This is a genomic window from Micromonospora sp. 15K316 (assembly GCF_004348525.1).
In the GTDB taxonomy this organism is placed as follows: Bacteria; Actinomycetota; Actinomycetes; order Mycobacteriales; family Micromonosporaceae; genus Micromonospora.
Genome location: NZ_SMKG01000050.1, coordinates 1 through 22,330, shown reverse-complemented (window position 1 = coordinate 22,330; position 22,330 = coordinate 1). Strand labels below are relative to the sequence as shown.

Sequence of the window (22,330 nt, the reverse complement as noted above, 5' to 3'; positions counted from 1 at the left end):
GACGCCGGCTCAGGTGGTCGACCGGACCGCCCGGATCGACTGGCGCAGCGAGGACATGGTGGCCAGCACGGCCGTCGGCTCGTACCCGCAGTGCGCCATGCAGTTGGCGCAGCGCGAGTCGCGGCCCCGGCCGTAGCTGTCCCAGTCGGTCGAATCCAGCAGCTCCTTGTAGCTTTCGGCGTACCCGTCCGAGAGCAGGTAGCAGGGCCGTTGCCAGCCCAGCAGCGAGTACGACGGGATGGCCCACGCGGTGCACGGGAAGTCGACCTTGCCCTCCAGGAAGTCCAGGAAGAGCGGCGAGTGGTTGAGTCGCCACCTCGCCCGACGGCCACCGGAGAACGCCTTGCGGAACAGTTCGCGGGTCTCCGTGACGCCCAGGAAGTGCTCCTGGTCGGGCGCCTTCTCGTACGCGTACGCCGGGGCGAGCATCATCTCGTCGACCTTCAGGTCGTCGTTGAGGTAGTCGAGCACCTCGATGACGGTCTGCGGCGTGTCGGTGTTGAAGACGGTGGTGTTGGTGGTGACCCGGAAACCACGGCGTTTGGCGTCGCGGACGGCTTCCACGGCGACGTCGAAGACGCCGTCCTTGCAGACCGCCGCGTCGTGCCGTTCGCGCAGCCCGTCGATGTGCACGGTGAACGCGAAGTAGGGCGACGGCGTGAACTTGTCGATCTTCTTGGGCAGCAGCATCGCGTTGGTGCAGAGGAAGACGAACTTCTTCCGGCGCACCAGCTCGGCGACCAGCTTGTCGATCTCCGGGTGCATGAGCGGCTCCCCGCCGGCGATGGAGATCATCGGCGCACCGCACTCCTCCACCGCGGCGAGCGCCTGCTCCACCGGCATCCGGCGCTTGAGCAGGCTCGCCGGCTGCTGGATCTTGCCGCAGCCCGCGCACTTCAGGTTGCAGGCGAACAACGGCTCCAGTTCCAACAGCAACGGGAACCGCTTGCGCCGGCGAATCTTCTGTTCGGCCAGGTATCGCGCGATACGCAGGCTCTGACGCAACGGCATACTCACGGCTGGCGTACCTCCTTCGGCAGGGTGAAAACCACGTCCTCCACGGCTGCGGTGTGTTCGCTCACCTCCCTCGCTCCGAGCGCGGTGAGCGCGGCGACGACCTCGTCGACCAGTCCGGGCGGCGCGGACGCGCCGGCCGTGACGCCGACGGTCCGCGCGCCGGCGAGCCAGCGCAGGTCGATGTCGCCCACGTCGTCCACCAGGTGGGCCCGAGCGCCGGCGCGTTCGGCGACCTCCACCAGGCGGCGGGAATTCGAGGAGTTCGCCGAGCCGATGACCAGCACCAGGTCGGCCCGGGCCGCGACGGCGGTGATGGCCTGTTGCCGGTTCGTGGTGGCGTAGCAGATGTCGTCGGAACCGGGGCCGACGAGGGCCGGGAAGCGCTGCCGCAGCGCGTCGATGATGCCCGCCGCCTCGTCCACCGCGAGCGTGGTCTGGACCAGGTAGGACACCCGCTCCGGGTCGTCGACCTGCACCGTCTCCGCCGCGGCCGGATCCGGCACCAGGCGGATCCGGTCGGGCGCCTCCCCCAGCGTGCCGTCGGTCTCCTCGTGGCCGTCGTGCCCGATCAGCAGCACCGTGTCGCCGCGCCCGGCGAACCGGCGCGCCTCGGCGTGCACCTTGGTCACCAGCGGGCACGTCGCGTCGATGACCGGCAGCCGCCGGTCGGCGGCCTCCTGCCGTACGGCGGGCGCCACGCCGTGCGCGGAGAAGACGGTGAGCGCGCCGTCGGGCACCTCGTCGAGCTCCTCGACGAAGATCGCCCCTTGGGCGCGCAGGTCGGCCACCACCCGGGCGTTGTGCACGATCTGCTTACGGACGTAGACGGGTGGGCCGTGCCGGCGCAGCGCCTGCTCCACCACGGCGATCGCACGCTCCACCCCGGCGCAGAACGACCGGGGCGAGGCCAGCAGCAGCTCGTGCATGCTGCCCGCGGCCACGGCCCACTCGGTGAGCCCGGTCGCCACCACGGGCAGCACCCGCAGCGCGGCCCGGACCTGACGCAGCACCGCCGGGCGGTAGAGCGAGCCGGCCGCGGTGTCCGCGACGACCCGCACGCAGGCCGTCGGGCGGCCGGCGCAGCCGGCCAGCAGCCACGCCGACTCGAGGTCGGCGACGAGCGCGCCGGTCGCGGCCAGCCGTTCCCGGGAGGCCCCGTCGACCAGCCGGTCGGTGCTGACCACCGGTCCGACGTGCACCCGCAGCCCGTGCCGGCGCAGCGCGGTGGCGAGCAAATCCGCGCCGGGCATCCGCACCTCCCCCGCCGGGGCGTCGGGGGCCAGCGGGTCGGCGCGTACCACGTCGGCCACCACCACGTCGCCGGTGGCGAGGTCCGGGGCGAGCGCCCCGCCGATCCCGGCGACCGCCACCGGGGCCGTCCCGGCGGGACGGCGGGCCGCGACGGACCGGGCGCGGCGCGGCCCGATGCCGGTGCGGCGGAGCGTGAGCCGGTCGAGCGGGTCGCGGTCACCCAGCCCGCGCCGCAGCGCCGACAGCTCCGGCCGCATGGGCGCGTAGAGCGTCCACGCGGGAGCGTCCGGGACGCTTGGGCGGATCACCGGGTCACCGTGGCCTCGAGAGCGCCGTGCCGGGCGTCCAGGATCCGGCCGAGCGCACTGATCGGGAAGACCAGCCGGTACAGCCCGTAGTTGATGTAGAAGTCGCCGGGGAAGCCGGTGCCGGTGTACTGCGGCTCGTCCCAGCCGCCGTCGGGGCGCTGCGTCTCGACCAGCCAGCGCACCGCCCGCAGCGCCGGCTCGCCGGTGCCGTGGCCGGCGGCGTGCAACGCGAGCAGCGCCCAGGCGGTCTGCGACGCGGTGGACTCGCCCCGACCGATCCAGGACGGGTCCCGGTAGGAGCGCAGGTCCTCACCCCAGCCGCCGTCGGCGCCCTGGTGCGCGAGCAGCCACTCCACCGCTCGGCGGATCGCCGGGTGGCGGCGCGGGACCCCGGCGGCCACCAGGGCGGGCACCACCGCGCCGGTGCCGTAGACATGGTTGGCGCCCCACCGCCCGAACCAGGAGCCGTCCGGCTCCTGGGCGCGCAGCAACCAGTGCACGCCCCGGCGTACCGGCATCGTGCCGGCGTAGTTCTCGGCAACGAGCGCTTCGACGACGTGCGCGGTCACGTCCGCGCTGGGCGGGTCGATGACCTCACCGAAGTCGCAGAACGGCAGGTCGGCGAGGATCGCGCGGGTGTTGTCGGCGTCGAACGCGGCCCAGCCCCCGTCGCGGCACTGCATGCCGAGCATCCACCGGGTGGCGCGCAGCACGGCGGCGTCGGCCGGTACGCCGGCGCGCCGCAGCGCGATGATCACTTCGGCGGTGTCGTCGGTGTCGGCGTACCCGTCGTTGTCGAACTCGAAGGCCCAGCCGCCGGGCGGGGTGTTCGGCCGGCGCACCGCCCAGTCGCCGCGGACCCGGACCTCCTCGTCGAGCAGCCACCGGCCGGCCCGTTCGAGCGCGGGATGCCCGGCGGGCAGTCCGGCGTCGGCCAGTGCCGTGACGGCGAGCGCGGTGTCCCACACCGGCGACTGGCAGGCCTCCAGCCAGCGCATCGGCCCGTCCGGGGTGCGGGTGCGGACGGTGAACCGCTCCAGACCCTCCAGCCCGGCGCGCAGCACCGGGTGGTCCAGCGGGTAGCCGAGCAGGTGCAGCGCCATCAGCGAGTAGACCCAGGGTGGTTGGATGCCGCCCCACGAGCCGTCGGCCTCCTGCCGGGCGACGATCCACTCGGCGGCCCGGCGCAGGGCGTGCCGGCGCACCGGCCCGCGGGCGATCCGCTCGTAGGAGCCGGCGAGCCGGTCGAGCCGGTGCAGCAGCCCGGGACGGGAGGTGAGCCGCGGCGGACGCGGCGGCCGGTCCGAGGTGCGCAGCTCGTCGACGCCGAAGCCGAGCGAGCGCACCGGACGGAGGGCCCGGACGATGGAGAGCGGCACGATCGTCTGCCGGGCCCAGCAGGCGAAGTCGTAGACGTTGAACGGCACCCAGGACGGCAGCAGCACCAGCTCGGGTGGGACGGCCGGCAGCCGCGACCACGGCCAGTGACCGAACATGGCGAGCCAGAAGCGGGTGAAGACGCGGCTGGCCGCCAGGCCGCCGTGTGCCCGGACGAACGCGGCGGCGGCCGTCATGTGCGGCGCCTCCACCGTGTCGCCCGCCAGGCGCAGCGCCACGTACGCCTCGATGGTGGTGGAGAGGTCCCCCGGACCGCCGTGGAAGGTCGCCCAGGAGCCGTCGGGGAGCTGCTGGGAACGGATCCAGCGGGCCGTCTCCTCGGTCTGCTCCGCGGTACGGATGCCGAGGAACTGCCGCAGCAGCAGATCCTCGGCGTCCATCGTGACGTTGGTGGCGAGCTCGCCCTTCCACCAGCCCGCGTCGTCCTGGAGTCCGAGCAGGTGTTCCCGGGCGCGGTGCAGCGCCTCCCGGGCGCTGTCGAGCGGATCGGGGCCGGCGGGTGGCCCGGGATCGACGGTGGTGGTCTTCGCGGAGAGCAGCTCGGTCATCAGTGGTCCCGTCCGGTGATGAAGTCGGCCACGTCGGTGAGCTCGGCCCGTACGTCCTCCGGCAGCGGCAGGGCGTCCAGCTCGGCCCGGGCCGCCTCGGTCTCCTGCCAGGCCCGCTGCTGCGTCCACTCGCGGGCGCCGGTCGCCTCGATCAGCTCGGTCGCCCGGGCGACGTCCTCGTCGGTGAGCGCCGCCGGCGAGCGGTACAGGTCGGCGAGGGCGAGCCCGGCGGGGTCGCCGCCGGCCAGCGCCCGGACGACCGGAACGCTGCGCTTGCGGGCGCGCAGGTCCGAGCCGACCGGCTTGCCGGTGCGCCGCGGGTCGCCCCAGATGCCGAGCACGTCGTCCACGAGCTGGAAGGCGAGGCCGAGGTGGAAGCCGAAGCGGGACAGCCCGTCGACCAGTACGGTCGGGCCGCCGCAGAGCAGCGCCCCGAGCGCGCACGAGCCGGCCAGCAGGGAGGCCGTCTTGTCACCGACCATGGTCAGGCACTCGTCGAGGGTGACGTCGTCGCGCCGTTCGAAGCTGAGGTCGGCCATCTGCCCGGCGATCAACGCGCGGACGTCCTGGGCGAGCCGCCGCGCGGCGGGCTCGCCGCCGGGCACCTCGATGAGCGCCTCGTACGCCAGCCCGACGAGCGCGTCCCCGGCGAGGATCGCCGGGCCGACGCCGAAGACCGTCCACGCGGTGGGCCGGTGGCGGCGTTCGGTGTCGCCGTCCATCACGTCGTCGTGCAGCAGCGAGAAGTTGTGCGCGAGCTCGACGGCCGCGGCGGCCGGCACCCCCGCCTCCGGGGCGGCCCCCGCCGCCCGCGCCGACAGCAGCGCCAGCGCCGGACGCAGGCCCTTGCCCTGGCTGGCCCCCGGCGACCCGTCGGCGTCCCAGTAGCCCAGCTGGTAGCCGGCCACCAGCCGGCTGCCCGGGTCCAGACGGTCCAGCAACGCCCGGATGGCCGGCTCCACGTACGTCTGGATCTGGTCGGTGCTGCGGCTGCGTACAACGGTCATCGTGCGGCCTCCGTGTGGTGTCGGGGCCGGGACGCGAGCTGTCGGGCGAGGATGTCGGCGGCCGTCTCGCCGCTGCGCACCGCGCCCTCCATCGTGTCCGGCCATCCGGTGTCGGTCCATGCGCCCGCCAGCACCAGTCCGGGCAGGCGGGTGCCCGCCGCCGGTCGGTACGCGCGGGTGCCGGGGGTCTGCCGGAAGGTGGCTCGCGGTTCCCGGGTGACGAACGCGTCGCGTACCGGGGTGCGCCGCGCGGCGGGGAGGAGCTCGGCGAGCGCCTCGCGTTGGGCGGCCACCAGCTCGGCGGCCGGGCGGTCGATCTCGGCGTCGGCGGCCGAGAGCGAGACCACGAGGTGCTGCTCGTCGCCGGCGTCCGGGCTCGACCGGTCGAAGATCCACTGTGCCGGTGACTCGACGGCGGCGGCCATGGTCAGCCGGGTCACCCGGTGCGCGTAGCGCAGGTGCACGTTGACGATGGGCGCGGCGCCGAGGCGGTTCCACTCGGCGGCGGCCGGCGCGGCGGCCGGCGGGACCAGCGCGGACGCGACGTGGTGCGGCACGGCGAGCACGACGCCGTCGGCGGCGAGCTCGCCGCCGTCCACGCCGACCCGGAACCCGGCCGGCTCCGGGTGGATCCACCTCACCCGGGATCGCAGGCGCACCCGGGCGCCGAGCCGCTCCAGGACCCGTCGGGCGGCGGCGGAGTGCAGCTCGGTCAGGGGGACCAGGGGACGGCCGATGTCCCCGGCGTCGGCGGTCTCCAGCAGGCCGGTGCGGAAGACCTGGGCGGCCAGCGCCAGCGACGCCTGCGTGCTGGGCACGTTGAGGGCGGCCACCGTGATCAGATCCCAGAGCCGGCGCACCAGGCGGGGCGTCTGGCCGTGGTCGGCGAGCCAGTCGCCGAAGCTCCGCAGATCGGTGGCCGGCGAGTCCGGGTCGACCCGGCGCAGCGCGACGGCGGCCCGTACGGCGGCGAGCCGCTCGGCGGGGTTCAGCAGGCGGTAGCCGGCCAGGGCGGGCAGCAGGTGCGCGGGCGCGGGCAGGTTACGCCGGGCCAGCAGGTACGGCGGGCGTCCCGGCAGCAGCACCGGCACCTCGAACCGGCGCTGCAGCTCGGTGCCGGCGGCGGTGCCGAGACGGTCCAGCAGGTCGCGGTAGGCGCGGTAGCAGCGCAGGAAGACGTGCTGCCCGGTGTCGACGGTCAGCCCGTCGCGGCGGAACGAGTAGGTGGCGCCGCCGAGGTCGGCGCGGCTCTCCAGCAGGGTCACCGGCAGGCCGAGGTCGGCGAGGCGGATCGCCGCGGTGATCCCGGCCAGCCCGCCACCGACGACGCACACCCCGCCGCTCTCCGGCGGCGTTCCGAGCGGCCCGGTCATGCGCCACGCCCGACGAGTGCGCGTGCTGCCACCCAGGCCTTCTCCCGGCCGGGCAGCGACACCCGGGTGCGGGTGACCGCGAGCGGGTCGGCGGCGATCCGGGCGAGCAGCCGGCGGTAGATGCCGGCCATGGCCGCGGTGCAGGCGGCGCTGCGCCGATCGAGCAGCGGCAGCAGCCGCAGTCCGTCGTCGTACCAGCGGGCGGCCCGGGCCGCCTCGAAGCGGACCAGCTCCGCCAGTCGCTCGGGCGGGTCGGTGAACCCGGTACCGCCCAGCTCCAGGGTGCAGCCGAACCGGCGCAGGTCCTCGGCGGGCAGGTAGATCCGCCCGTCGGCGCGGTCCTCGACCAGGTCGCGCAGGATGTTGGTCAGCTGCAGGGCGACACCGAGCGAGTCGGCCAGCGTGGCCGCCGGTTCTCCCTCGGCGGCGCCGAACACGCCGAGGGAGAGCCGGCCGATCGAGCCGGCCACGCAGCGGCAGTACCAGACGAGACCGTCGAAGGTGTCGTACCGGCGGCCGACGACGTCCGCCACGCACCCGTCGATCAGCTCGTCGAAGGCGGCGAGCGGGATCGGCATGCGGGTCGCGGCGTGCCCGAGCGCGGTGAGCACCGGGTCACCGCCGCGGTCGGTGGGCAGCCGGCGCAGGGCGGCGCGGGTCTCCGCCAGCTGGTAGAGCTTCTCGTCCCGGGGCAGGTCACCGTCGCCGAGGTCGTCGACGCGCCGGGCGGCGGCGTAGATCGCGGAGAGGGCTCGGCGCTTCACCGGGGGCAGCAGCCGGATGCCGTACGCGAAGTTGGCCGCCTGGCTGCGGGTGATCTCCTCGCAGCGGCGGTACGCGGTCTCGACGGCGCTGGTCGTCGCGGTCATCCGGCGCTCCGAACGGTGGCGGCCAGCCAGCGGCGCAGCACCCGCCGGCGGTGGGGGCGGACGGCGTCGCGCAGCGGGTCGTGGTCGGCCGCCGCGAGCGCGTCGAGGGTGGCCCGGCCGCCGGCCAGGTACCCGCCGACGGCGAGGCGGGCCCAGCCGTGCAGCGCGGACACGAGCGGGGCGCCGGCGTCGAGCCAGGCGCGGACCCGCTCCGCCTCGAACGCGATCAGCTCGCGGAGCGGCTGGTTCGCGGCCGGTCGGGCGAGGTCCTCCTCGGTCACGCCGAACCGGTCCATGTCCTCCCCCGGCAGGTAGATGCGGCCGCGCCGGTGGTCCTCGGCGACGTCCTGGAGGTGCTCGGCGATCTGCAGCGCGGTGCACACCCGGTCGGAGAGCTCGCGTTGGGCCGGACCGGCCTGCCCGAAGACGTGCAGCACCAGCTCGCCCACGGGGTTGGCGGAGAGCGTGCAGTACTCGACGAGCTGCGCGAACGTCGCGTACCGGGTGACTCGCTGGTCGACCCGGTTGGCCTCGACGAGCCGGATCAGCGCGTCGACGGGCAGCCGGCATCCGGTGACGGTGGGGGCGAGGGCGCGTACCACCGGGTGGCTCACCGACCGGCCGGCGTCCAGCGCGCGCAGCTCCGCCTCGATCCGGTCCAGTTCGGCCGTCGGGTCGACCCCCGGCGCCTGCGGCTCGTCGCCGAGGTCGTCGACGTGGCGGGCGTACCCGTAGACGGCCAGCAGGTGGCGGCGGTGCCGCTGCGGCAGCACCCGCAGCGCGACCGGGAAGTTCTCCTCCGCCCGAGCCTGGGCGAGCCGGTGCACGGCGGGCACGACGACCTGCTGACTCATCCCTGGTCTCCTCTCTCTCGGGCGGGCATCCGGCGGTGGCGGTTCATCCGTGCAGCGCGGTGACGGGTGAGTGGGCCCGGTCCCGCACCCGCGGGTCGAGGCCGGCGGGGAGGGTCGAGACCTGGTGCAGGACTGCGGCGCAGATGCCGGAGGGGTCGAGGCCGTGCTCGGCGAGCAGACCGGCTCGTTCGCCGTGCGGGACGAAGGAGGTCGGCAGGCCGAGGGCCCGTACCGGGGCGCCGACACCCGCGTCGGCGAGGGCGAGCGCGACGGAGCTGCCGACGCCGCCGTCCCGGATGCCGTCCTCGACGGTGACGACCAGGGCGTGGTCGTCGGCGAGGGTGGTCAGCGCCGGGTTCACCGGCCGGACCCAGCGGGGGTCCACCACCGTGCACTCGACGCCCGCCTCGGCGAGCAGGTCGGCGGCGCGCAGGGTCTGTGCGGCCATGGCGCCCACGGCGACCAGCAGGACGGGCGCGGCGGTCGCGGTGCGCAACACGTCGACTCCGCCGCTGCGGTAGAGCGCGGGGATCTCGTCGTCGACGCGGGCCTTGGGGAAGCGCAGCACGGTCGGTCCGTCCTGGTGGGCGACCGCCTCCCGCAGCTCCTCGCGCAGCGTCGTCTCGTCGCGGGGAGCGGCCACCCGCAGCCCTGGTACGGCGCCGAGCAGCGCGAGGTCCCACATGCCGTGGTGGCTGGGTCCGTCCGGGCCGGTGATGCCGGCCCGGTCGAGCAGCAGGGTGACCGGCAGCCGGTGCAGGGCCACGTCGAGCAGGACCTGGTCGACCGCCCGGTTGAGGAAGGTGGCGTAGATCGCCACGACGGGGTGCTTGCCGCCGAAGGCGAGTCCGGCCGCCGAGGTGACGGCGTGCTGCTCGGCGATGCCGACGTCGACGGTCCGGTCGGGGTAGCGCTCGGCGAACGCGGCCAGGCCGGTGGGGCCGAGCATCGCCGCGGAGACAGCGACCACGTCGGGGGTGTTCGCGCCGATGGCGACGAGTTCGTCGGAGAGGGCGTCGGTCCAGGTGCGGCTCGGCGCGCTCGCCGGCCGGCCGGTGAGCGGGTCGATCACGCCGACGGAGTGCAGGCGGTCGGCCTGGTCGGTCTCGCTGGGCCGGTGCCCGTACCCCTTGCGGGTGACGCAGTGGACCACGACGGAGCGGTCGGCGGCGCGGGCCTTCTGCAGGGCGGCTTCGATCTGGTGCACGTCGTGGCCGTCGACCGGGCCGAGGTAGGCGAGACCGAGCGCCTCGAACAGGCCCGGCCCGGCCTCGCCGCCGTGGCGCCCGGCGAGGTGGTCAGCGAGGCCGCCCACGGTCGGGGCGTACGAGCGGCCGTTGTCGTTGAGGACGACCACCACGCGCCCGGGTGACGTGGCGAGGTTGTTCAGCGCCTCCCAGGCGAGTCCGCCGGTGAGGGCCCCGTCGCCGATGACCGCCACCACGGCGCGGTCGGTGCGGTCGAGGGCGTACGCGCGGGACAGCCCCTCGGCGTACGAGAGGGCGGTCGAGGCGTGGGAGTTCTCCACCAGGTCGTGCGGCGATTCGGCGCGCCGGGGGTAGCCGGAGAGGCCGCCGCGACCACGCAGTCCGGTGAAGCGGTCCCGCCGGCCGGTGACCAGCTTGTGGACGTAGGACTGGTGTCCGGTGTCGAAGATGATCCGGTCGCGCGGGGAGCGGAAGACCCGGTGCAGGGCGAGGGTCAGCTCGACCACGCCGAGGTTCGGTCCGAGGTGACCGCCCCGCCGGCAGACCGCGTCCACGAGGAACGCCCGGATCTCGGTCGCGAGCAGCCGGAGCTGGTCGCCGGTGAGCCGGTCGAGGTCTGCGGGCTCGTTGACATCGTCAAGCAGGGACATCATCTCTCCGTCCGGGCACGCGACTCCGCGGCGACACCGTCTGGCGCACCGGCCGACGGGGTGGCCGTCGGCGTGGGTCGTGCTGCGACGCTCGTCCACCGCACGTCACGGTCTGCGGTGGCCCCCGCCGCGGGTGCTGCTGCGGGTAGGGCCAGGGACAACGGGCCGCTTGGAACCTGCGCAAAATCACCTTAACCCTACGGATCTGACCTACCGCCTGAAATCGGTTCGAATACCTCGACCAAGCGGGGCGACGGAGGGTTGCCGGCGCCGGTTCAGCGCCCGATCGCGCGGGTGACCACCGTCAGGTCCTCGTCGCCGAGCCCCTGCTCCACCACCTGCTGCCACCAGGCGGCGAGGCACTCGGTCACGGTGAAGCGCGCCGCGTCGTCGACGTCGGCCAACGCGAGCCGGACGTCCTTGAGCGCCAGCCGGAGCGGGTACTGCGGCGAGTAGTCGTCCCGGCCGATCCGCTCCAGCTTCTCGCTCGCCCACGGGGCGACGAGGGGGCTACCGCGTAGCGCGTCGAGCATCGCCGGCACGTCCAGCCCGAGCGCCCGGCCGAGCGTGAGGGACTCGGCGATGCCCTCGTTGACGAAGGCGAGCAGCAGGTTGGTGACCAGCTTCATCCGGGAACCGGCGCCGACCGGCCCGAGCCAGACCGTACGCTGCCCCACCGCGTCGAAGACCGGGGCGATCCGGTCCCGGACCTCCTCCGGGCCGGAGGCGAGCACGGCCAGCTTCCCCTGCTCGGCCGGGCCCCGGCTGCCGGACACGGGCGCGTCCAGCAGGACGACCCCGGGGCGTCGCTCGGCCACCAGCGCGGCGACCCGTTCGGTCCCCGCGACCCCGATCGTGCTCATCTGCGCCCAGATCGCGCCGTCGCGCATCGCCGCGAGCATGCCCCGATCGGTGGCGATGGAGAGTACGGCCTCCGCGTCGGTGACCATCGTGATCACGATGTCCGCGCCGCGTACCGCGTCCGGCGGGCTGTCGGCGACCTCCGCGCCCTGCTCACCGAGTCGCCGCGCCGGCTCCGGGTTACGGTTCCAGACGACCGTGCCCAGGCCGGCGTGGAGGATCCGGGCGGCCATCAGCCGACCCATGCCACCCAGCCCGAGTACGGCCACCCGCTGCGTCCGCGCCATCCGCACACCTCCACCGGCAGCGTACGGTCGGTGACCGGCGGTGATGGCGGGAACGACGAGGCCGTGCCGCCGCCCGGGGACCCGCCGGCCCGCGAGCCGTGGCGCCGTCGGCCGGACCGTCAGCGCAGGAAAGCCGCCACGGATGCGAGGAAGCGTCGCGGGTCGTCCACCCACGGCTGGTGCCCGCCACCGGGCTGCACCACCGCCTCGGCCTCGCCGAAGAGAGCGGCGTACTCGACCGCGCGTTGCGGAGGCAGCGCCACGTCGTACTCGCCGGCGACCAGCAGGACTGGCACCGGCAGCTCGGCGAGGGCGGACCGGAGACGCCCCGGGTCGGGACCACCGTCGGCGTAGTAGGCGGCCGCCGCCTCCGCGTTGCGCTCGGTCGCCTCCCGCTCGGCACGCTCCCGGCTCGCGTCGTCCCACCGCCCCCAGAGGAAGGGCTGGATCGCGGCCCAGTCCGCATCGGCGGGCTGACCCGACCAGATCCGCGCGAACGCGGCGAAGGCCGCCGGGAACCACGGTTCGGCCGAGCGCTGTTCGGCGACCGCCCGCCGGTCGGCGTCGTCGACGGTCACCGCGACGACGCGCGGACTGGGATTGAGCAGCATGAGCCGGCCGACCCGCTCGGGATGCCGGGCGGCGTAGTGCAGGGCCACCGCGGCGCCGGCCGAGTGCGCGGCCAGGTCGATCCGGTCGAGTCCGAGGTGATGTCGCAGCGACTCGACGTCCTCGACCTGCCGGTCACACCGGTACGTCGCGGGGTCCGCCGGCACGGCGGATCGCCCCGTGCCACGCAGATCCAGCAGCACCAACGAGCGTTGCCCGCCCAGGCCACCCAGGTCGCCGAGGTAGGCCGACGCCATCATCGGGCCACCGGGAAGGCAGATCAGGGGGTCACCGGAGCCGGTGCGGCGGTAGGCGAGCCGGGTACCGTCCGCGCTGTCGAAGGTGGGCATCCGGGACATGCTCGCACGCGGGCGACGCGGAGGACGACCCCTCCCGGCCCGCTCGACTCGGGTTCGCGACGGCATCGCGTCCCACGGGATCCGGCGACGCGGCCCTACAATCGACGCCTGTCGTTCGCGATCGAGCCGTGGACGTGACGGCGAAAGGGCGGGTGCGGGCCATGAAGCCGGACGAGTCGACCTCGTTGTTCGAGCGGGCGCGGACGCTGTCACGGCAGCAGCACACCTGGGCCGAGGCGGATCGGGTATGGGGCGAGGTGATCGACGCCTACCGGGCCGCGCCGCAGACCTCCGGGCCGGGCGACCGCCGGAATCAACAGCAGCTGGCCCGGGCGCTCTGGCGGCGTGGCATGCTGGCCGCCGCCCGGGGCGACCTGACCGCGAGCACCACCCTCGGCCAGGAGGCCGTCGTCGTCTTCGCCGAGGTGCACGACGCGGTGAAGACCGAGGAGCCGAGTGCGACCGGCCCGCGCCGGGACGAGGCCCTCGCCGAACTGATCGTCGCCATGCTGGATCTCGGGGAGGCCGCCTTCGCCGCCGGCCAGCCCGCGACCCGCCTCGCCCTCATCGGTCGGGCGCTGGAGGTGGGCCTGCAGACGGCCGGCCCGCCGCCCGGGGCGGGGCCGAAGACCCGGGAGGCGATGGGCACCGCCTACCACAACCACGCGAACGCGCTGGTGCACCGGGCACTCACCGGCGACCCGACCGGCGACGACGCGCGGGAGGCGGCGCTGGCCGCGTCCCGGGCCACGGAGCTGCGCCAGGCCCTCGCCGACCCGAGCCGTCCACTGAGCATGTGGGAGCTGGCCAACACGTACGCGGTCTACGCGCAGTGCCTGGCGCTCACCGGCGACTTCGACCGGGCCCGGACGGTGCTGCGGCTGGGTACGGAGCTGACGAACCTCCTCGGCCCGGCCGGGGTGGAGATCGTCGCGAAGCTGCGGGTGGCGGCCGACATGGTGCAGTTGCGACAGCCGGAGGCGGCCGAGGGTGAGCGGCGCCGGTGGGGATGGCGACGGCGCTGACGGGCAGCCGGTCAGCCCGGGAGTCCGCTGCCAGGCCCGCCGCGGATTCGGCCACGCGCCGCGGGCGTAGGTCACCGCCCGTGCCCGTGCTTTTCGCGGCGACGACGGTCCACTGCGGATAAGGTCGGGGCCTGATGCGGACGAAACAGGAGCTGGGCGAGGCCATCCGGCGCGACCGCCGGGCGGCGCTGGTCGTCAACGCCCACTCCCGGCGCGGCCGCCACCAGTACGAACGTGCCTGCGCCCTGCTCGCGGCGGCCGGCTTCCACCTGCTCGCGAACCACCCGGTGGAGCAGGTCGGCCGGCTCGAGTCGACCCTCGCCGAGGTCGCGGACCTCGGACCCGACCTGCTCATCGCCGGCGGCGGCGACGGCACCCTCAGCGCGGCGGCGCGTCTGCTGGCCCACCGCGACATCGCGCTCGGGTTGCTGCCGATGGGCACCACCAACAACTTCGCCCGGACGGTGGGTATCCCGCTCCGCCTCGATCAGGCCGTCGACGTGCTCGTCGGCGGAACGGTGGTCGACGTCGACCTCGGCATGGCCGGCGGCATCCCGTTCACCAACCACGTCGGGGTCGGGCTCTCCGCCGACGTCATGCTCACCACACCGCCCCGGCTGAAGCGTCTCACCGGGCGGGTCGCCTACCCGCTCACCGCGCTTGCCCTGCTCACCCGACACCGTCCGCTACGGGCCACGATCCGCGCGGCCGGCGACGAGCGCACGTACCTCACCCGCCAGGTGTACGTGGCCAACGGCGGGTTCCACGCGGGACGACCGATCACCGCGGACGCGGACGCCGACGACCGGCTGCTGGTGGCGTACCCGGTGGGTGGCCCGAGCCGGCGCGGGCTGCTGCGGGACACCCTCCGCAACGCCACGACCGGGCACCGTCGCACCCTGCACGAGGAGCCGTTCCTCGCCGTCGGGGAGCTGTGGCTGGAGACCGACCGGCCCGCGGCGGTCGAGGTCGACGGTGAGCTGCAAGGCCGGACGCCGATCCGGATCGGGCTGGCCGCGAACGCGTTGCGGGTGATGGCGCCGGCCGGCACGGTGGACCGTTGACCCGCACCGCCGAGTCGAATGGTTATTGCCAACGCATTAATGAGGCATGACGATTGACGGTCAGGGGGGCCATTCCCAAAGGAGGTTCTTCATGACCGAAGTGAGTGAGGCCCCAGACGTCCGCAGCTATCCATTGGGAAAGAGCCGTCCACCGCTCGCCGTCGCCGACCTGCCCGAGCCGGAGGAGGTTTTCGGCGTACGCAAGCTCGGCCTCCCCCAGTTGTTCAAGTACGCGCTGGGCCCGAGCCTGATCGCGCTCGGCATCTCGATCGGCAGCGGCGAATGGCTGTTGGGCCCGCAGGCGGTGGGGCAGTTCGGTTTCGTCGGCGTCGGCTGGGTGATCCTCATCTCGGCCGTGCTCCAGACGTTCTACAACGTCGAATCGTCCCGGTACGTGATGGCCACCGGCGAGGCGCCGGTCGTCGGTTGGGGCCGGGTGCCGCCCGGCTACCTGCTCTGGGTGCCGGTGGCGGTGTTCCTGGTCATCTTCGCGTTCATCGCGGGCGGCTGGGCCGCGTCCGCCGGTCAGGGTCTGTACGCGCTGGTTCACGGCGAGGTGCCGCCGGCCGGGGCCGAGGAGCCTCGACTGTGGGCGATCGCCCTGCTCGTGGTGGTGTTCCTGATGACCGCGGCGGCCCGGCGGATCAGCCGGACCCTGGAGCTGGCCAACTGGGTGATGGTGGGGACCATCCTGGTGGCGCTGCTCTTCATCGCGCTGCTCGTCGTGCCCGGCAGCCTCTGGTGGGAGGGCATCCGCGGGTTCTTCACCCCCGCAGCGCCGCCGGAGGGCATCACCGCGACGCAGCTCGGCGGGCTCGCCGGGTTCACCGCCCTGGCCTCCGGTCTGAACTGGTACGTGATGGGCCACTACCGGGACAAGGGCTACGGCATGGGCTACCGCACCGGCTACATCTCCGGCCTGCGGGGCGACCGGCGCGAACTGCTCGCCAGCGGCGTCACCTTCCCCGACGACCCGGCGAACGCGGCCCGCTGGAAGCGGTGGTACCGGCTGCTGCTCACCGACATGTGGGGCATCTTCTTCGTCGGCGCCATGCTCGGCATGCTGCTGCCCACCATCCTGATGGCCCAGGCGGTGCAGCTCTCCGGCGAGGCGCCGACCACGGCCACCGTGCCGACGTTCGTCGCCAGCGCGCTCGAACCGGAGTACGGCCGGGGCATGTTCTACTTCATGCTGGTGATCGGCGTGCTGATCCTGTTCAGCACGCAGCTCGGCATCTTCGAGGGCATGGTGCGGGTGACCACGGACGCCGCCCACGCCACCAGTCCGCGGCTACGACGCCTGATCGAGGGTGATCCCCGCCGGTTCTACTACCCGTTCATGCTCCTGCTGCTGGTGATCATCGCGATCGTCCTGCACCTGGCGTTGCCGGTCAGCCTGGTGCAGTGGTCGGCGAACATGTCCAATCTCGGGGCACTGATCTTCCCCTTCATGCTGATCTACCTGAACAGCCGGCTACCGCGCGCCGCGCGCCCCCGGATCTGGCATTACGTATTGTTGATCATTAATGTTCTCTTCTTCGGTTTCTTCTTCGTCAACTTCATCGCCGATTTCCTGGGCGACCCGCTGGTCACCTTCTGATCCGGAACCGATCGAAGTGTCGACAGGAGCCCCTCGCCCGTCGAGAGAGCGACGGCCCGGGGCTCCTGTCACCGCAACAGTTCGCCGACCGGACGCGCGCGGATGGAGGCGTCCAGGACCTGGGCGGTGTGGGCCACGGCGAGGCTGCCGCCGAGCCGCCGCGCGCCGGCGGCGATCTGCATGAGACAGCCGGGGTTCGCGGTGACGAGCAGGTCGGCGCCGGTGGCGAGCACGTCGCGGGCTTTGCGATCGCCCAACCGACCGGCCGGCTCCGGGTTCAGTACGTTCCACACCCCTGCCGACCCGCAGCAGATCTCCGGGTCGGCGATCTCACGCAGCACGAGCCCCGGCACGGCGCGCAGCAGCTCGCGGGGTTGCGTCCGGACGCCCTGCGCGTGCGCCAGGTGGCAGGCGTCGTGGTAGGCCACCGTCACCGGCAGGGGGTGGCGTGGTGCCACCGGCCCGAGCTCCACGAGCAGCTCCGAGAGGTCCCGCACCGCGCCGGCGAACGACGCCGCCCGCTCGGCGTACGCGGGGTCGTCGGCCAGCAGCTCGCCGTACTCCTTCAGGGCGGAGCCGCAGCCCGCCGCGTTGACCACGAAGTAGTCGATCCCGGCCGAGTCGAAGGCGTCGACCAGCGCCCGGGCGAAGCGCTGCGCCTCGGCACGCCGGCCGTTGTGGACGCTGAGCGCGCCGCAGCAGCCCTGCCGCTCGGGGAAGATCAGCACGTCGCACCCCTCGGCGGCGAGCACCCGGGCGGTGGCGGCGTTCACCTCCGGGAAGAAGGCGCGCTGCACACAGCCGGTGAGCATGCCGACAGTCGCCCGGCGCGGCCCCCGCGCGTCGACCCGCCGTGGCACGCGGCCGGTCGGCGCGATCCGGGGCGCCAGCGAGTCCAGTGCGGCGAGCCGCGGCGCGAGCCGCGGCAGCAGCCCGGTACGGCGGAGGAGCCCGCGCACGCCGCTGGCCTGGTACGCCCGCAACGGGCCACGCAACAGGCGCAACCGCCGCGGGTACGGGAAGAGCGCGAAGACGGCGGCACGCAGCGCGCGCTCGCGGCGGGGCCGGTGGTGCCGGCGCTCCACCTGCTGGCGGGTGTCCTCGATGAGCCGGTCGTAGCGCACCCCGGACGGGCAGGCGGTGACGCAGGCCATGCAGCCCAGGCAGCGGTCGACGTGGGTGACCATGGACGGGGTCAGCGGATCGCCGTCGAGTCCCTGCTCGATCAGGTGGATCCGCCCGCGCGGCGAGTCCATCTCCTCCCCCCAGAGCACGTAGGTGGGGCAGGTGGGCAGGCAGAAGCCGCAGTGCACGCAGTCGTCGACGAGGTCCCGTCGCGGTGGGTGGTCGTCGTCGAAGGCCGGCTCGCCCGGTGCGGGGGCGACCGGCCCCAGCACGTCGCGGGGCACGCCGTGCGCCTGTCCACGCTGGGTGGGAAGCTCGCTCACCTCAGATCCCTCCCACGAAGCGACCGGGCGCGAAGCGGGCGTCCGGATCGAACTGCGCCTTGACCCGGCGCATCAGGTCGAGCCCCTCGACCGGCCCCCACAGGTCGACCCGCTCCCCCACGGCGGGCGGCGCGGTCAGCACCACGGCGTGCCCGCCGACCGCCGCCGCCTCGGCGCGCAGCTCCGTGACGATCCTCGCCACCACGTCGGGTGCCGTGGCGGCGGGCAGACCGGCGTAGAGCACGCCGGTGCCGGCCGAGCCCCGTACGGCCAGCGGCGCCCGGTGCCGGCGGGCCGCCTCGCCGGCGGCCGCGAGCAGCCGTGGCACGCCGGAGAGGGCGGCGGTGAGCTTGAGCCCGACGTCCCCGGACCGCCACGGGTAGGACGACCACCACGGGGGCGGCTCCTCGGCGACGGTGGCCCCGTCGAGCACCGCCCGGGTGGCGGTGGCCCGCTCCCGGACACCGCGGGCGGTGCCTTCGAGCAGCACGGCGATTCCCGTACCGCCGCCGGGCGCCGCGTCCACCTCCAGAGCGCTCGGCACCAGCTGCGACGCGAGGACGGCCGCGGCGCGACGACCGGCCTCGGCCGCATCCGCGGTCCGGCAGGTGAGGAAGGCCCGCGCGGCGGGGAGCGGGTGCAGCCGGAACGCGCACTCGGTGACCAGGCCGAGCGTCCCGTACGCCCCGGTGAAGAGCTTGCCGAGGTCGTAGCCGGCGACGTTCTTCACCACCTTGCCACCGGCGTGAGCCACCACCCCGTCCGGCCGCACCACGGTGATCCCGATCAGCAGGTCGCGGACCGTGCCGTAGCGCATCCGGCGCGGTCCGCTGCTGTTCGTGGCGACCACGCCTCCGACGGTGGCCGCCGCGCCGGCCGGCAGCGGCGTGTCGAGGGCGAGTTGCTGGCCGGCGGGGGCCAACTTCGCCTGGAGCTCCGCCACCGGGGTGCCGGCCCGGACGACGACGATGAGGTCCCCGGCCGCGTGCTCGACGACGCCGCTGAGCCGGCGGGTGTGCAGCAGCAGGTCCAGCCGGCGCGGTGGCGCGCCCCAGTCCCGCTTCGTCCCGGCGCCGCCGACGACCACGGTCAGGTTCCGGGCGGCGGCCACCCGCAGCAGCGCGGCCGCCTCCTCGGTGGAGCCGGGGGCCGCGACGTACCGGGGCCGGACACCGGCCACCGCGTCGCCGTCCCCGGCGGGACGCGCCCCGTCGCCGCCGGTGGCCGCCGCGAGGTCGGCGAGGACGTCGTCGGACATCAGAACACCTCCGCGAGGCCGGCCTCCTGCAACGGGTGGACGCCCCTGCGCCGGCCGGGCGCCTCGCCGCAGAGCCGAGGGGTCGGGAAGACCTTCCCCGGGTTGGCGAGCCCACGCGGGTCGAAGGCGCAGCGGAGCAGTTGCATCGTGTCGAGGTCGTCCGCGCTGTACATGCGCGGCAGGTAGCTGACCTTGTCCATGCCGACGCCGTGCTCGCCGGTGATGGAGCCGCCCTGCGCGATGCAGATGTCGAGGATCGCACCGGAGACCTCCTCGGCCTGCTCGGCCTGCCCCGGCACGGCGTCGTCGAAGAGGACCAGCGGGTGCAGGTTGCCGTCGCCGGCGTGGAAGACGTTCGCGACCCGGACCCCGCGCTGCGCGGAGATCTCCGCGATCCGGCGCAACACCTCGGGCAGCGCCGTACGCGGGATAACCCCGTCCTGCACGATGTAGTCCGGGCTGATCCGGCCGACCGCCGCGAAGGCGGACTTGCGTCCCTTCCAGATCAGCGCCCGCTCGACGTCGTCGGCGGCGACCCGGATCTCCCCGGCGCCGTGCTCGCGGCAGAGCCGCCGCACCTCGGTGAAGTCCGCGTCGACCTCGGCGGTCGGGCCGTCCAGCTCGACGATCAGCACGGCGCCCGCGCCGGCCGGGTAGCCGCACCGCACCGCCGCCTCGGCGGCCTCGATGGCGAGCGCGTCCATCATCTCGATCGCCGCCGGCACCACGCCGGCCGCGATGATCGCCGACGTCGCCGCGCCGGCCTGGTCGGTGCCGGCGAAGCCGGCCAGCAGGGTACGCACCGACTCCGGCGAGCGGGTGAGCCGCACGGTGACCTCGGTGGTGATGCCCAGCGTCCCCTCCGAGCCGACGAAGGCGCCGAGCAGGTCGTAACCGGGCGCGTCGGGCGCGTCGCCGCCGAGGCGGACGAGGTCGCCGTCGGGGGTGACCACCTCCAGGCCGGTGACGTGGTTGGTGGTGAAGCCGTACTTCAGGCAGTGCGCGCCGCCGGAGTTCTCGGCCACGTTGCCGCCGATCGAGCAGACCTGCTGGCTCGACGGGTCCGGTGCGTAGTAGTAGCCGAAGGGCGCGGCGGCCCGGCTGACGTGGAGGTTGATGACGCCCGGCTCGACGACGGCCCGCTCGTCCTGCGGCCGGACCGCCCGGATGGCGCGCATCTGGGAGGTGACGACGAGCACCCCGTCGGCGTGCGGCAGCGCCCCGCCGGAGAGGCCGGTGCCCGACCCACGGGCCACGAACGGCACGTCGGCGTCGACGCAGGCGCGGACCGTCGCCGCGCACTCGGCGGCGGTGCGGGGCAGCGCCACGAGGGCGGGGACCACCCGGTACTGGGCGAGCCCGTCGCATTCGTAGGTGCGCAGCTCCTGCCGGTCGGTGATGACCTGGGCGTCGCCGAGCACCGCGCGCAGCGCCGCGGCGAGGGTGCTGATGTCCGTCGTGGTCATCGCCGACCTCCCGGCACGGCCGCAGGTGTCAGGGCATCCGTTCGTACGCGGGCAGGGTGAGGAAGTCGACGAAGTCGTCGGCCACGGCGACCTCCATGAACAGCTCCCGGGCCGCCGTCCAGTCGGCCGGGTCGCCGGGTAGCTTCGCCAGTTCCTCGTCGGCGAGCCGGTCGATCAGCTCGCGGTCGACCTTCTCGCCGGTGTCGTCGAGGGTGACGCCGTTGTACAGCCACTGCCAGACCTGGGAGCGGGAGATCTCGGCGGTGGCGGCGTCCTCCATGAGGTGGAAGACGGCCACCGCCCCGGTGCCGCGCAGCCAGCTCGCGAGGTACTGGACGCCGACGCTTATCGCGTTGCGCAGACCCGCCTCGGTCTGCCGACCGGGCGTGCCGCCCACGTCGAGGAGCTGGGCGGCGGTGACGTGGACGTCTTCGCGGGTCCGGTCGCGCTGGTGCGGCCGGTCGCCGAGAACGGCGTCGAAGACCTCCCGGCAGATCGGCACGAGGTCGGGGTGGGCCACCCAGGAGCCGTCGAAGCCGTCGCCGGCCTCGCGGGTCTTGTCCTCCCGGACCTTCGCCAGCGCCGTCTCGTTGACCTGCGGGTCGCGGCGGCTCGGGATGAACGCTGCCATCCCGCCGACGGCGTGCGCGCCGCGCCGGTGGCAGGTCCGCACCAGCAGTTCGGTGTACGCCCGCATGAACGGGGCCGTCATGGTCACCGCGTTGCGGTCGGGCAGCAGGAAGTCCCGGCCCCGGGTGCGGAAGGTCTTGATGACGCTGAACATGAAGTCCCAGCGGCCGGCGTTGAGCCCGGCGGAGTGCTCGCGCAGCTCGTAGAGGATCTCCTCCATCTCGAAGGCCGCCGGGTAGGTCTCGATGAGCACGGTGGCGCGGATGGTGCCGCGCGGGATGCCGAGCCGTTCCTGAGCGAGCAGGAAGACGTCGTTCCAGAGCCGCGCCTCCCGGTGGCTCTCCATCTTGGGCAGGTAGAAGTAGGGCCCGCTGCCCCGGTCGAGTTGCCGCTGGGCGCAGTGGAAGAAGTAGAGGCCGAAGTCGACGAGGCCGGCCGCGGTGCGTTCGCCGTCGACCAGGATGTGCTTCTCGCTCAGGTGCCAGCCGCGCGGGCGGACCACGATGGTGGCCAGCTCGCCGTCGTGCAGGGTGTAGCGCCGGCCGTCGGGGCCGGTGTGGGTGAGCGTGCGGTCGATGGCGTCGCGCAGGGTGAGCTGGCCACCGATCACGTTCTCCCACAGTGGCGTGTTCGCGTCCTCCAGGTCGGCGAGCCACACCTTCGCCCCGGAGTTGAGGGCGTTGATGGTCATCTTCGGATCGGTGGGCCCGGTGATCTCCACCCGGCGGTCGACGAGGCCGGGCGCGGGCGCAGCGACGCGCCAGTCGCCGTCGCGGATCCGGCGGGTCTCGGGCAGGAAGCCGAGCAGCTCGCCCTCGGCCAGCGCGGCGACGCGGTCGGCGCGCGCGGCCAGCAGGTCGCGGCGGCGGCTGTCGAACGCCCGATGCAGCTCGGCCAGGAAGGCGAGTGCCGGTGGGGTGAGGATCTCTTCGTAGCGGTCGTGCCAGGGGCCGGTGACCTCGACACCTTCGGGCAGCTGCATGGCGCGCTCCTCGCCCAGGCGGGTGGCAGGAATCGATCCACGGGAATTGCTGCCGTCGACTCTAGTGGCACCGGCGGTGAACCGCGAGGGCCCGTACGCACTCCCCTCATGTAGCAATCCTTCTTGACGATTCATCGACATGTAGCTAAGTTTCGGCCATCCGGACTGAGAGGTCGTCGTCGATGAAGACCCGTCTCGCCATCGCTTCCGTCCTGGTCGCCGCCGTGAGCGCCACCGCCGCACCGCTCCCCGCCCGGG

At 74.1% G+C, this 22,330-nt stretch carries 17 protein-coding genes and 1 pseudogene; 3 read left to right on the top strand and 15 right to left on the bottom strand.

All coding sequences use genetic code 11. The annotated features are described in order from the left end of the window. Positions 1 to 9: 9 nt before the first annotated feature. From hpnH to E1211_RS13060, 11 genes and pseudogenes are all read right to left on the bottom strand, one after another. A complete protein-coding gene (hpnH, locus tag E1211_RS13105) occupies positions 10 to 1,011 on the bottom strand; it encodes an adenosyl-hopene transferase HpnH (protein ID WP_243709519.1) in 1,002 nt (333 codons plus the stop codon). A gap of 2 nt (positions 1,012 to 1,013) precedes the next feature. Beyond that, entirely contained in the window at positions 1,014 to 1,943 is a 930-nt protein-coding gene (locus E1211_RS33400; RefSeq protein WP_243709518.1) for a 4-hydroxy-3-methylbut-2-enyl diphosphate reductase, read from the bottom strand. A 111-nt stretch (positions 1,944 to 2,054) separates the two neighbouring features. Next, positions 2,055 to 2,525 (bottom strand): annotated as a pseudogene (locus E1211_RS33395) (hypothetical protein); the annotation flags it as partial. Between the two features lie 47 nt (positions 2,526 to 2,572). Next, positions 2,573 to 4,522 (bottom strand): squalene--hopene cyclase, encoded by a 1,950-nt coding sequence (gene shc / locus E1211_RS13095; RefSeq protein WP_132348868.1) that lies wholly within the window; start codon positions 4,520 to 4,522, stop codon positions 2,573 to 2,575. After that, positions 4,522 to 5,529 carry a polyprenyl synthetase family protein gene (locus E1211_RS13090; protein WP_132348866.1) on the bottom strand — a complete coding sequence of 336 codons (1,008 nt, stop codon included), beginning with the start codon at positions 5,527 to 5,529 and terminating at the stop codon, positions 4,522 to 4,524. Before E1211_RS13090 ends, shc begins: the two co-directional genes overlap by 1 nt. Beyond that, positions 5,526 to 6,902 carry a hydroxysqualene dehydroxylase HpnE gene (gene hpnE / locus E1211_RS13085; RefSeq protein WP_132348864.1) on the bottom strand — a complete coding sequence of 459 codons (1,377 nt, stop codon included), beginning with the start codon at positions 6,900 to 6,902 and terminating at the stop codon, positions 5,526 to 5,528. The genes E1211_RS13090 and hpnE overlap by 4 nt, the downstream gene beginning before the upstream one ends. After that, positions 6,899 to 7,771 carry a presqualene diphosphate synthase HpnD gene (hpnD, locus tag E1211_RS13080; protein ID WP_132348862.1) on the bottom strand — a complete coding sequence of 291 codons (873 nt, stop codon included), beginning with the start codon at positions 7,769 to 7,771 and terminating at the stop codon, positions 6,899 to 6,901. Before hpnD ends, hpnE begins: the two co-directional genes overlap by 4 nt. Continuing rightward, the gene (gene hpnC / locus E1211_RS13075) at positions 7,768 to 8,625 is read right to left on the bottom strand and encodes a squalene synthase HpnC (protein WP_132348860.1); all 858 of its coding nucleotides are present in this window, start codon (positions 8,623 to 8,625) and stop codon (positions 7,768 to 7,770) included. Before hpnC ends, hpnD begins: the two co-directional genes overlap by 4 nt. Before the next feature lie 43 nt (positions 8,626 to 8,668). Continuing rightward, complete coding sequence (locus tag E1211_RS13070) at positions 8,669 to 10,483, bottom strand: 1-deoxy-D-xylulose-5-phosphate synthase (RefSeq protein WP_132348858.1); 1,815 nt, start codon at positions 10,481 to 10,483, stop codon at positions 8,669 to 8,671. Positions 10,484 to 10,758: 275 nt separating this feature from the next. Beyond that, positions 10,759 to 11,631 carry an NAD(P)-dependent oxidoreductase gene (locus E1211_RS13065; protein WP_132348856.1) on the bottom strand — a complete coding sequence of 291 codons (873 nt, stop codon included), beginning with the start codon at positions 11,629 to 11,631 and terminating at the stop codon, positions 10,759 to 10,761. A gap of 119 nt (positions 11,632 to 11,750) precedes the next feature. After that, entirely contained in the window at positions 11,751 to 12,590 is an 840-nt protein-coding gene (locus E1211_RS13060; protein ID WP_132348854.1) for an alpha/beta fold hydrolase, read from the bottom strand. 170 nt (positions 12,591 to 12,760) lie between these two features. Here E1211_RS13060 and E1211_RS13055 point away from each other — a divergent pair, with 170 nt between their 5' ends. The 3 genes from E1211_RS13055 (at position 12,761) to E1211_RS13045 (ending at position 16,288) form a co-directional block, all read left to right on the top strand. Beyond that, on the top strand, positions 12,761 to 13,624 hold the full coding sequence (locus E1211_RS13055) for a hypothetical protein (RefSeq protein ID WP_132348852.1): 864 nt from the start codon (positions 12,761 to 12,763) through the stop codon (positions 13,622 to 13,624). 134 nt (positions 13,625 to 13,758) lie between these two features. After that, positions 13,759 to 14,688 (top strand): diacylglycerol kinase family protein, encoded by a 930-nt coding sequence (locus tag E1211_RS13050; RefSeq protein ID WP_132348850.1) that lies wholly within the window; start codon positions 13,759 to 13,761, stop codon positions 14,686 to 14,688. A gap of 91 nt (positions 14,689 to 14,779) precedes the next feature. Next, on the top strand, positions 14,780 to 16,288 hold the full coding sequence (locus E1211_RS13045) for an Nramp family divalent metal transporter (protein ID WP_132348848.1): 1,509 nt from the start codon (positions 14,780 to 14,782) through the stop codon (positions 16,286 to 16,288). Between the two features lie 68 nt (positions 16,289 to 16,356). On the opposite strand, the gene E1211_RS13040 is transcribed toward E1211_RS13045, so the two are convergent. From E1211_RS13040 to aceB, 4 genes are read right to left on the bottom strand one after another with little or no spacing between them, the layout of a single operon-like run. Continuing rightward, complete coding sequence (locus tag E1211_RS13040; RefSeq protein ID WP_132348846.1) at positions 16,357 to 17,736, bottom strand: (Fe-S)-binding protein; 1,380 nt, start codon at positions 17,734 to 17,736, stop codon at positions 16,357 to 16,359. Position 17,737: 1 nt separating this feature from the next. Next, complete coding sequence (locus E1211_RS13035; protein ID WP_132348844.1) at positions 17,738 to 18,994, bottom strand: FAD-binding oxidoreductase; 1,257 nt, start codon at positions 18,992 to 18,994, stop codon at positions 17,738 to 17,740. Beyond that, a complete protein-coding gene (locus E1211_RS13030) occupies positions 18,994 to 20,460 on the bottom strand; it encodes an FAD-linked oxidase C-terminal domain-containing protein (protein WP_132348842.1) in 1,467 nt (488 codons plus the stop codon). The genes E1211_RS13035 and E1211_RS13030 overlap by 1 nt, the downstream gene beginning before the upstream one ends. A 28-nt stretch (positions 20,461 to 20,488) precedes the next feature. Next, entirely contained in the window at positions 20,489 to 22,072 is a 1,584-nt protein-coding gene (gene aceB / locus E1211_RS13025; RefSeq protein WP_132348840.1) for a malate synthase A, read from the bottom strand. Positions 22,073 to 22,330: the final 258 nt, after the last annotated feature.

What these genes read in the sequence shown, in the direction of transcription:
- hpnC (WP_132348860.1), bottom strand. Translation starts at nt 8,625, where the DNA reads ATGAGTCAGCAGGTCGTCGTGCCCGCCGTGCACCGGCTCGCCCAGGCT.
- E1211_RS13045 (WP_132348848.1), top strand. Translation starts at nt 14,780, where the DNA reads ATGACCGAAGTGAGTGAGGCCCCAGACGTCCGCAGCTATCCATTGGGA.
- E1211_RS13065 (WP_132348856.1), bottom strand. Translation starts at nt 11,631, where the DNA reads ATGGCGCGGACGCAGCGGGTGGCCGTACTCGGGCTGGGTGGCATGGGT.
- E1211_RS13050 (WP_132348850.1), top strand. Translation starts at nt 13,759, where the DNA reads ATGCGGACGAAACAGGAGCTGGGCGAGGCCATCCGGCGCGACCGCCGG.
- hpnH (WP_243709519.1), bottom strand. Translation starts at nt 1,011, where the DNA reads ATGCCGTTGCGTCAGAGCCTGCGTATCGCGCGATACCTGGCCGAACAG.
- E1211_RS13055 (WP_132348852.1), top strand. Translation starts at nt 12,761, where the DNA reads ATGAAGCCGGACGAGTCGACCTCGTTGTTCGAGCGGGCGCGGACGCTG.
- E1211_RS13060 (WP_132348854.1), bottom strand. Translation starts at nt 12,590, where the DNA reads ATGCCCACCTTCGACAGCGCGGACGGTACCCGGCTCGCCTACCGCCGC.
- E1211_RS13030 (WP_132348842.1), bottom strand. Translation starts at nt 20,460, where the DNA reads ATGACCACGACGGACATCAGCACCCTCGCCGCGGCGCTGCGCGCGGTG.
- E1211_RS13035 (WP_132348844.1), bottom strand. Translation starts at nt 18,994, where the DNA reads ATGTCCGACGACGTCCTCGCCGACCTCGCGGCGGCCACCGGCGGCGAC.
- hpnD (WP_132348862.1), bottom strand. Translation starts at nt 7,771, where the DNA reads ATGACCGCGACGACCAGCGCCGTCGAGACCGCGTACCGCCGCTGCGAG.
- E1211_RS33400 (WP_243709518.1), bottom strand. Translation starts at nt 1,943, where the DNA reads ATGCACGAGCTGCTGCTGGCCTCGCCCCGGTCGTTCTGCGCCGGGGTG.
- shc (WP_132348868.1), bottom strand. Translation starts at nt 4,522, where the DNA reads ATGACCGAGCTGCTCTCCGCGAAGACCACCACCGTCGATCCCGGGCCA.
- hpnE (WP_132348864.1), bottom strand. Translation starts at nt 6,902, where the DNA reads ATGACCGGGCCGCTCGGAACGCCGCCGGAGAGCGGCGGGGTGTGCGTC.
- E1211_RS13090 (WP_132348866.1), bottom strand. Translation starts at nt 5,529, where the DNA reads ATGACCGTTGTACGCAGCCGCAGCACCGACCAGATCCAGACGTACGTG.
- E1211_RS13070 (WP_132348858.1), bottom strand. Translation starts at nt 10,483, where the DNA reads ATGTCCCTGCTTGACGATGTCAACGAGCCCGCAGACCTCGACCGGCTC.
- aceB (WP_132348840.1), bottom strand. Translation starts at nt 22,072, where the DNA reads ATGCAGCTGCCCGAAGGTGTCGAGGTCACCGGCCCCTGGCACGACCGC.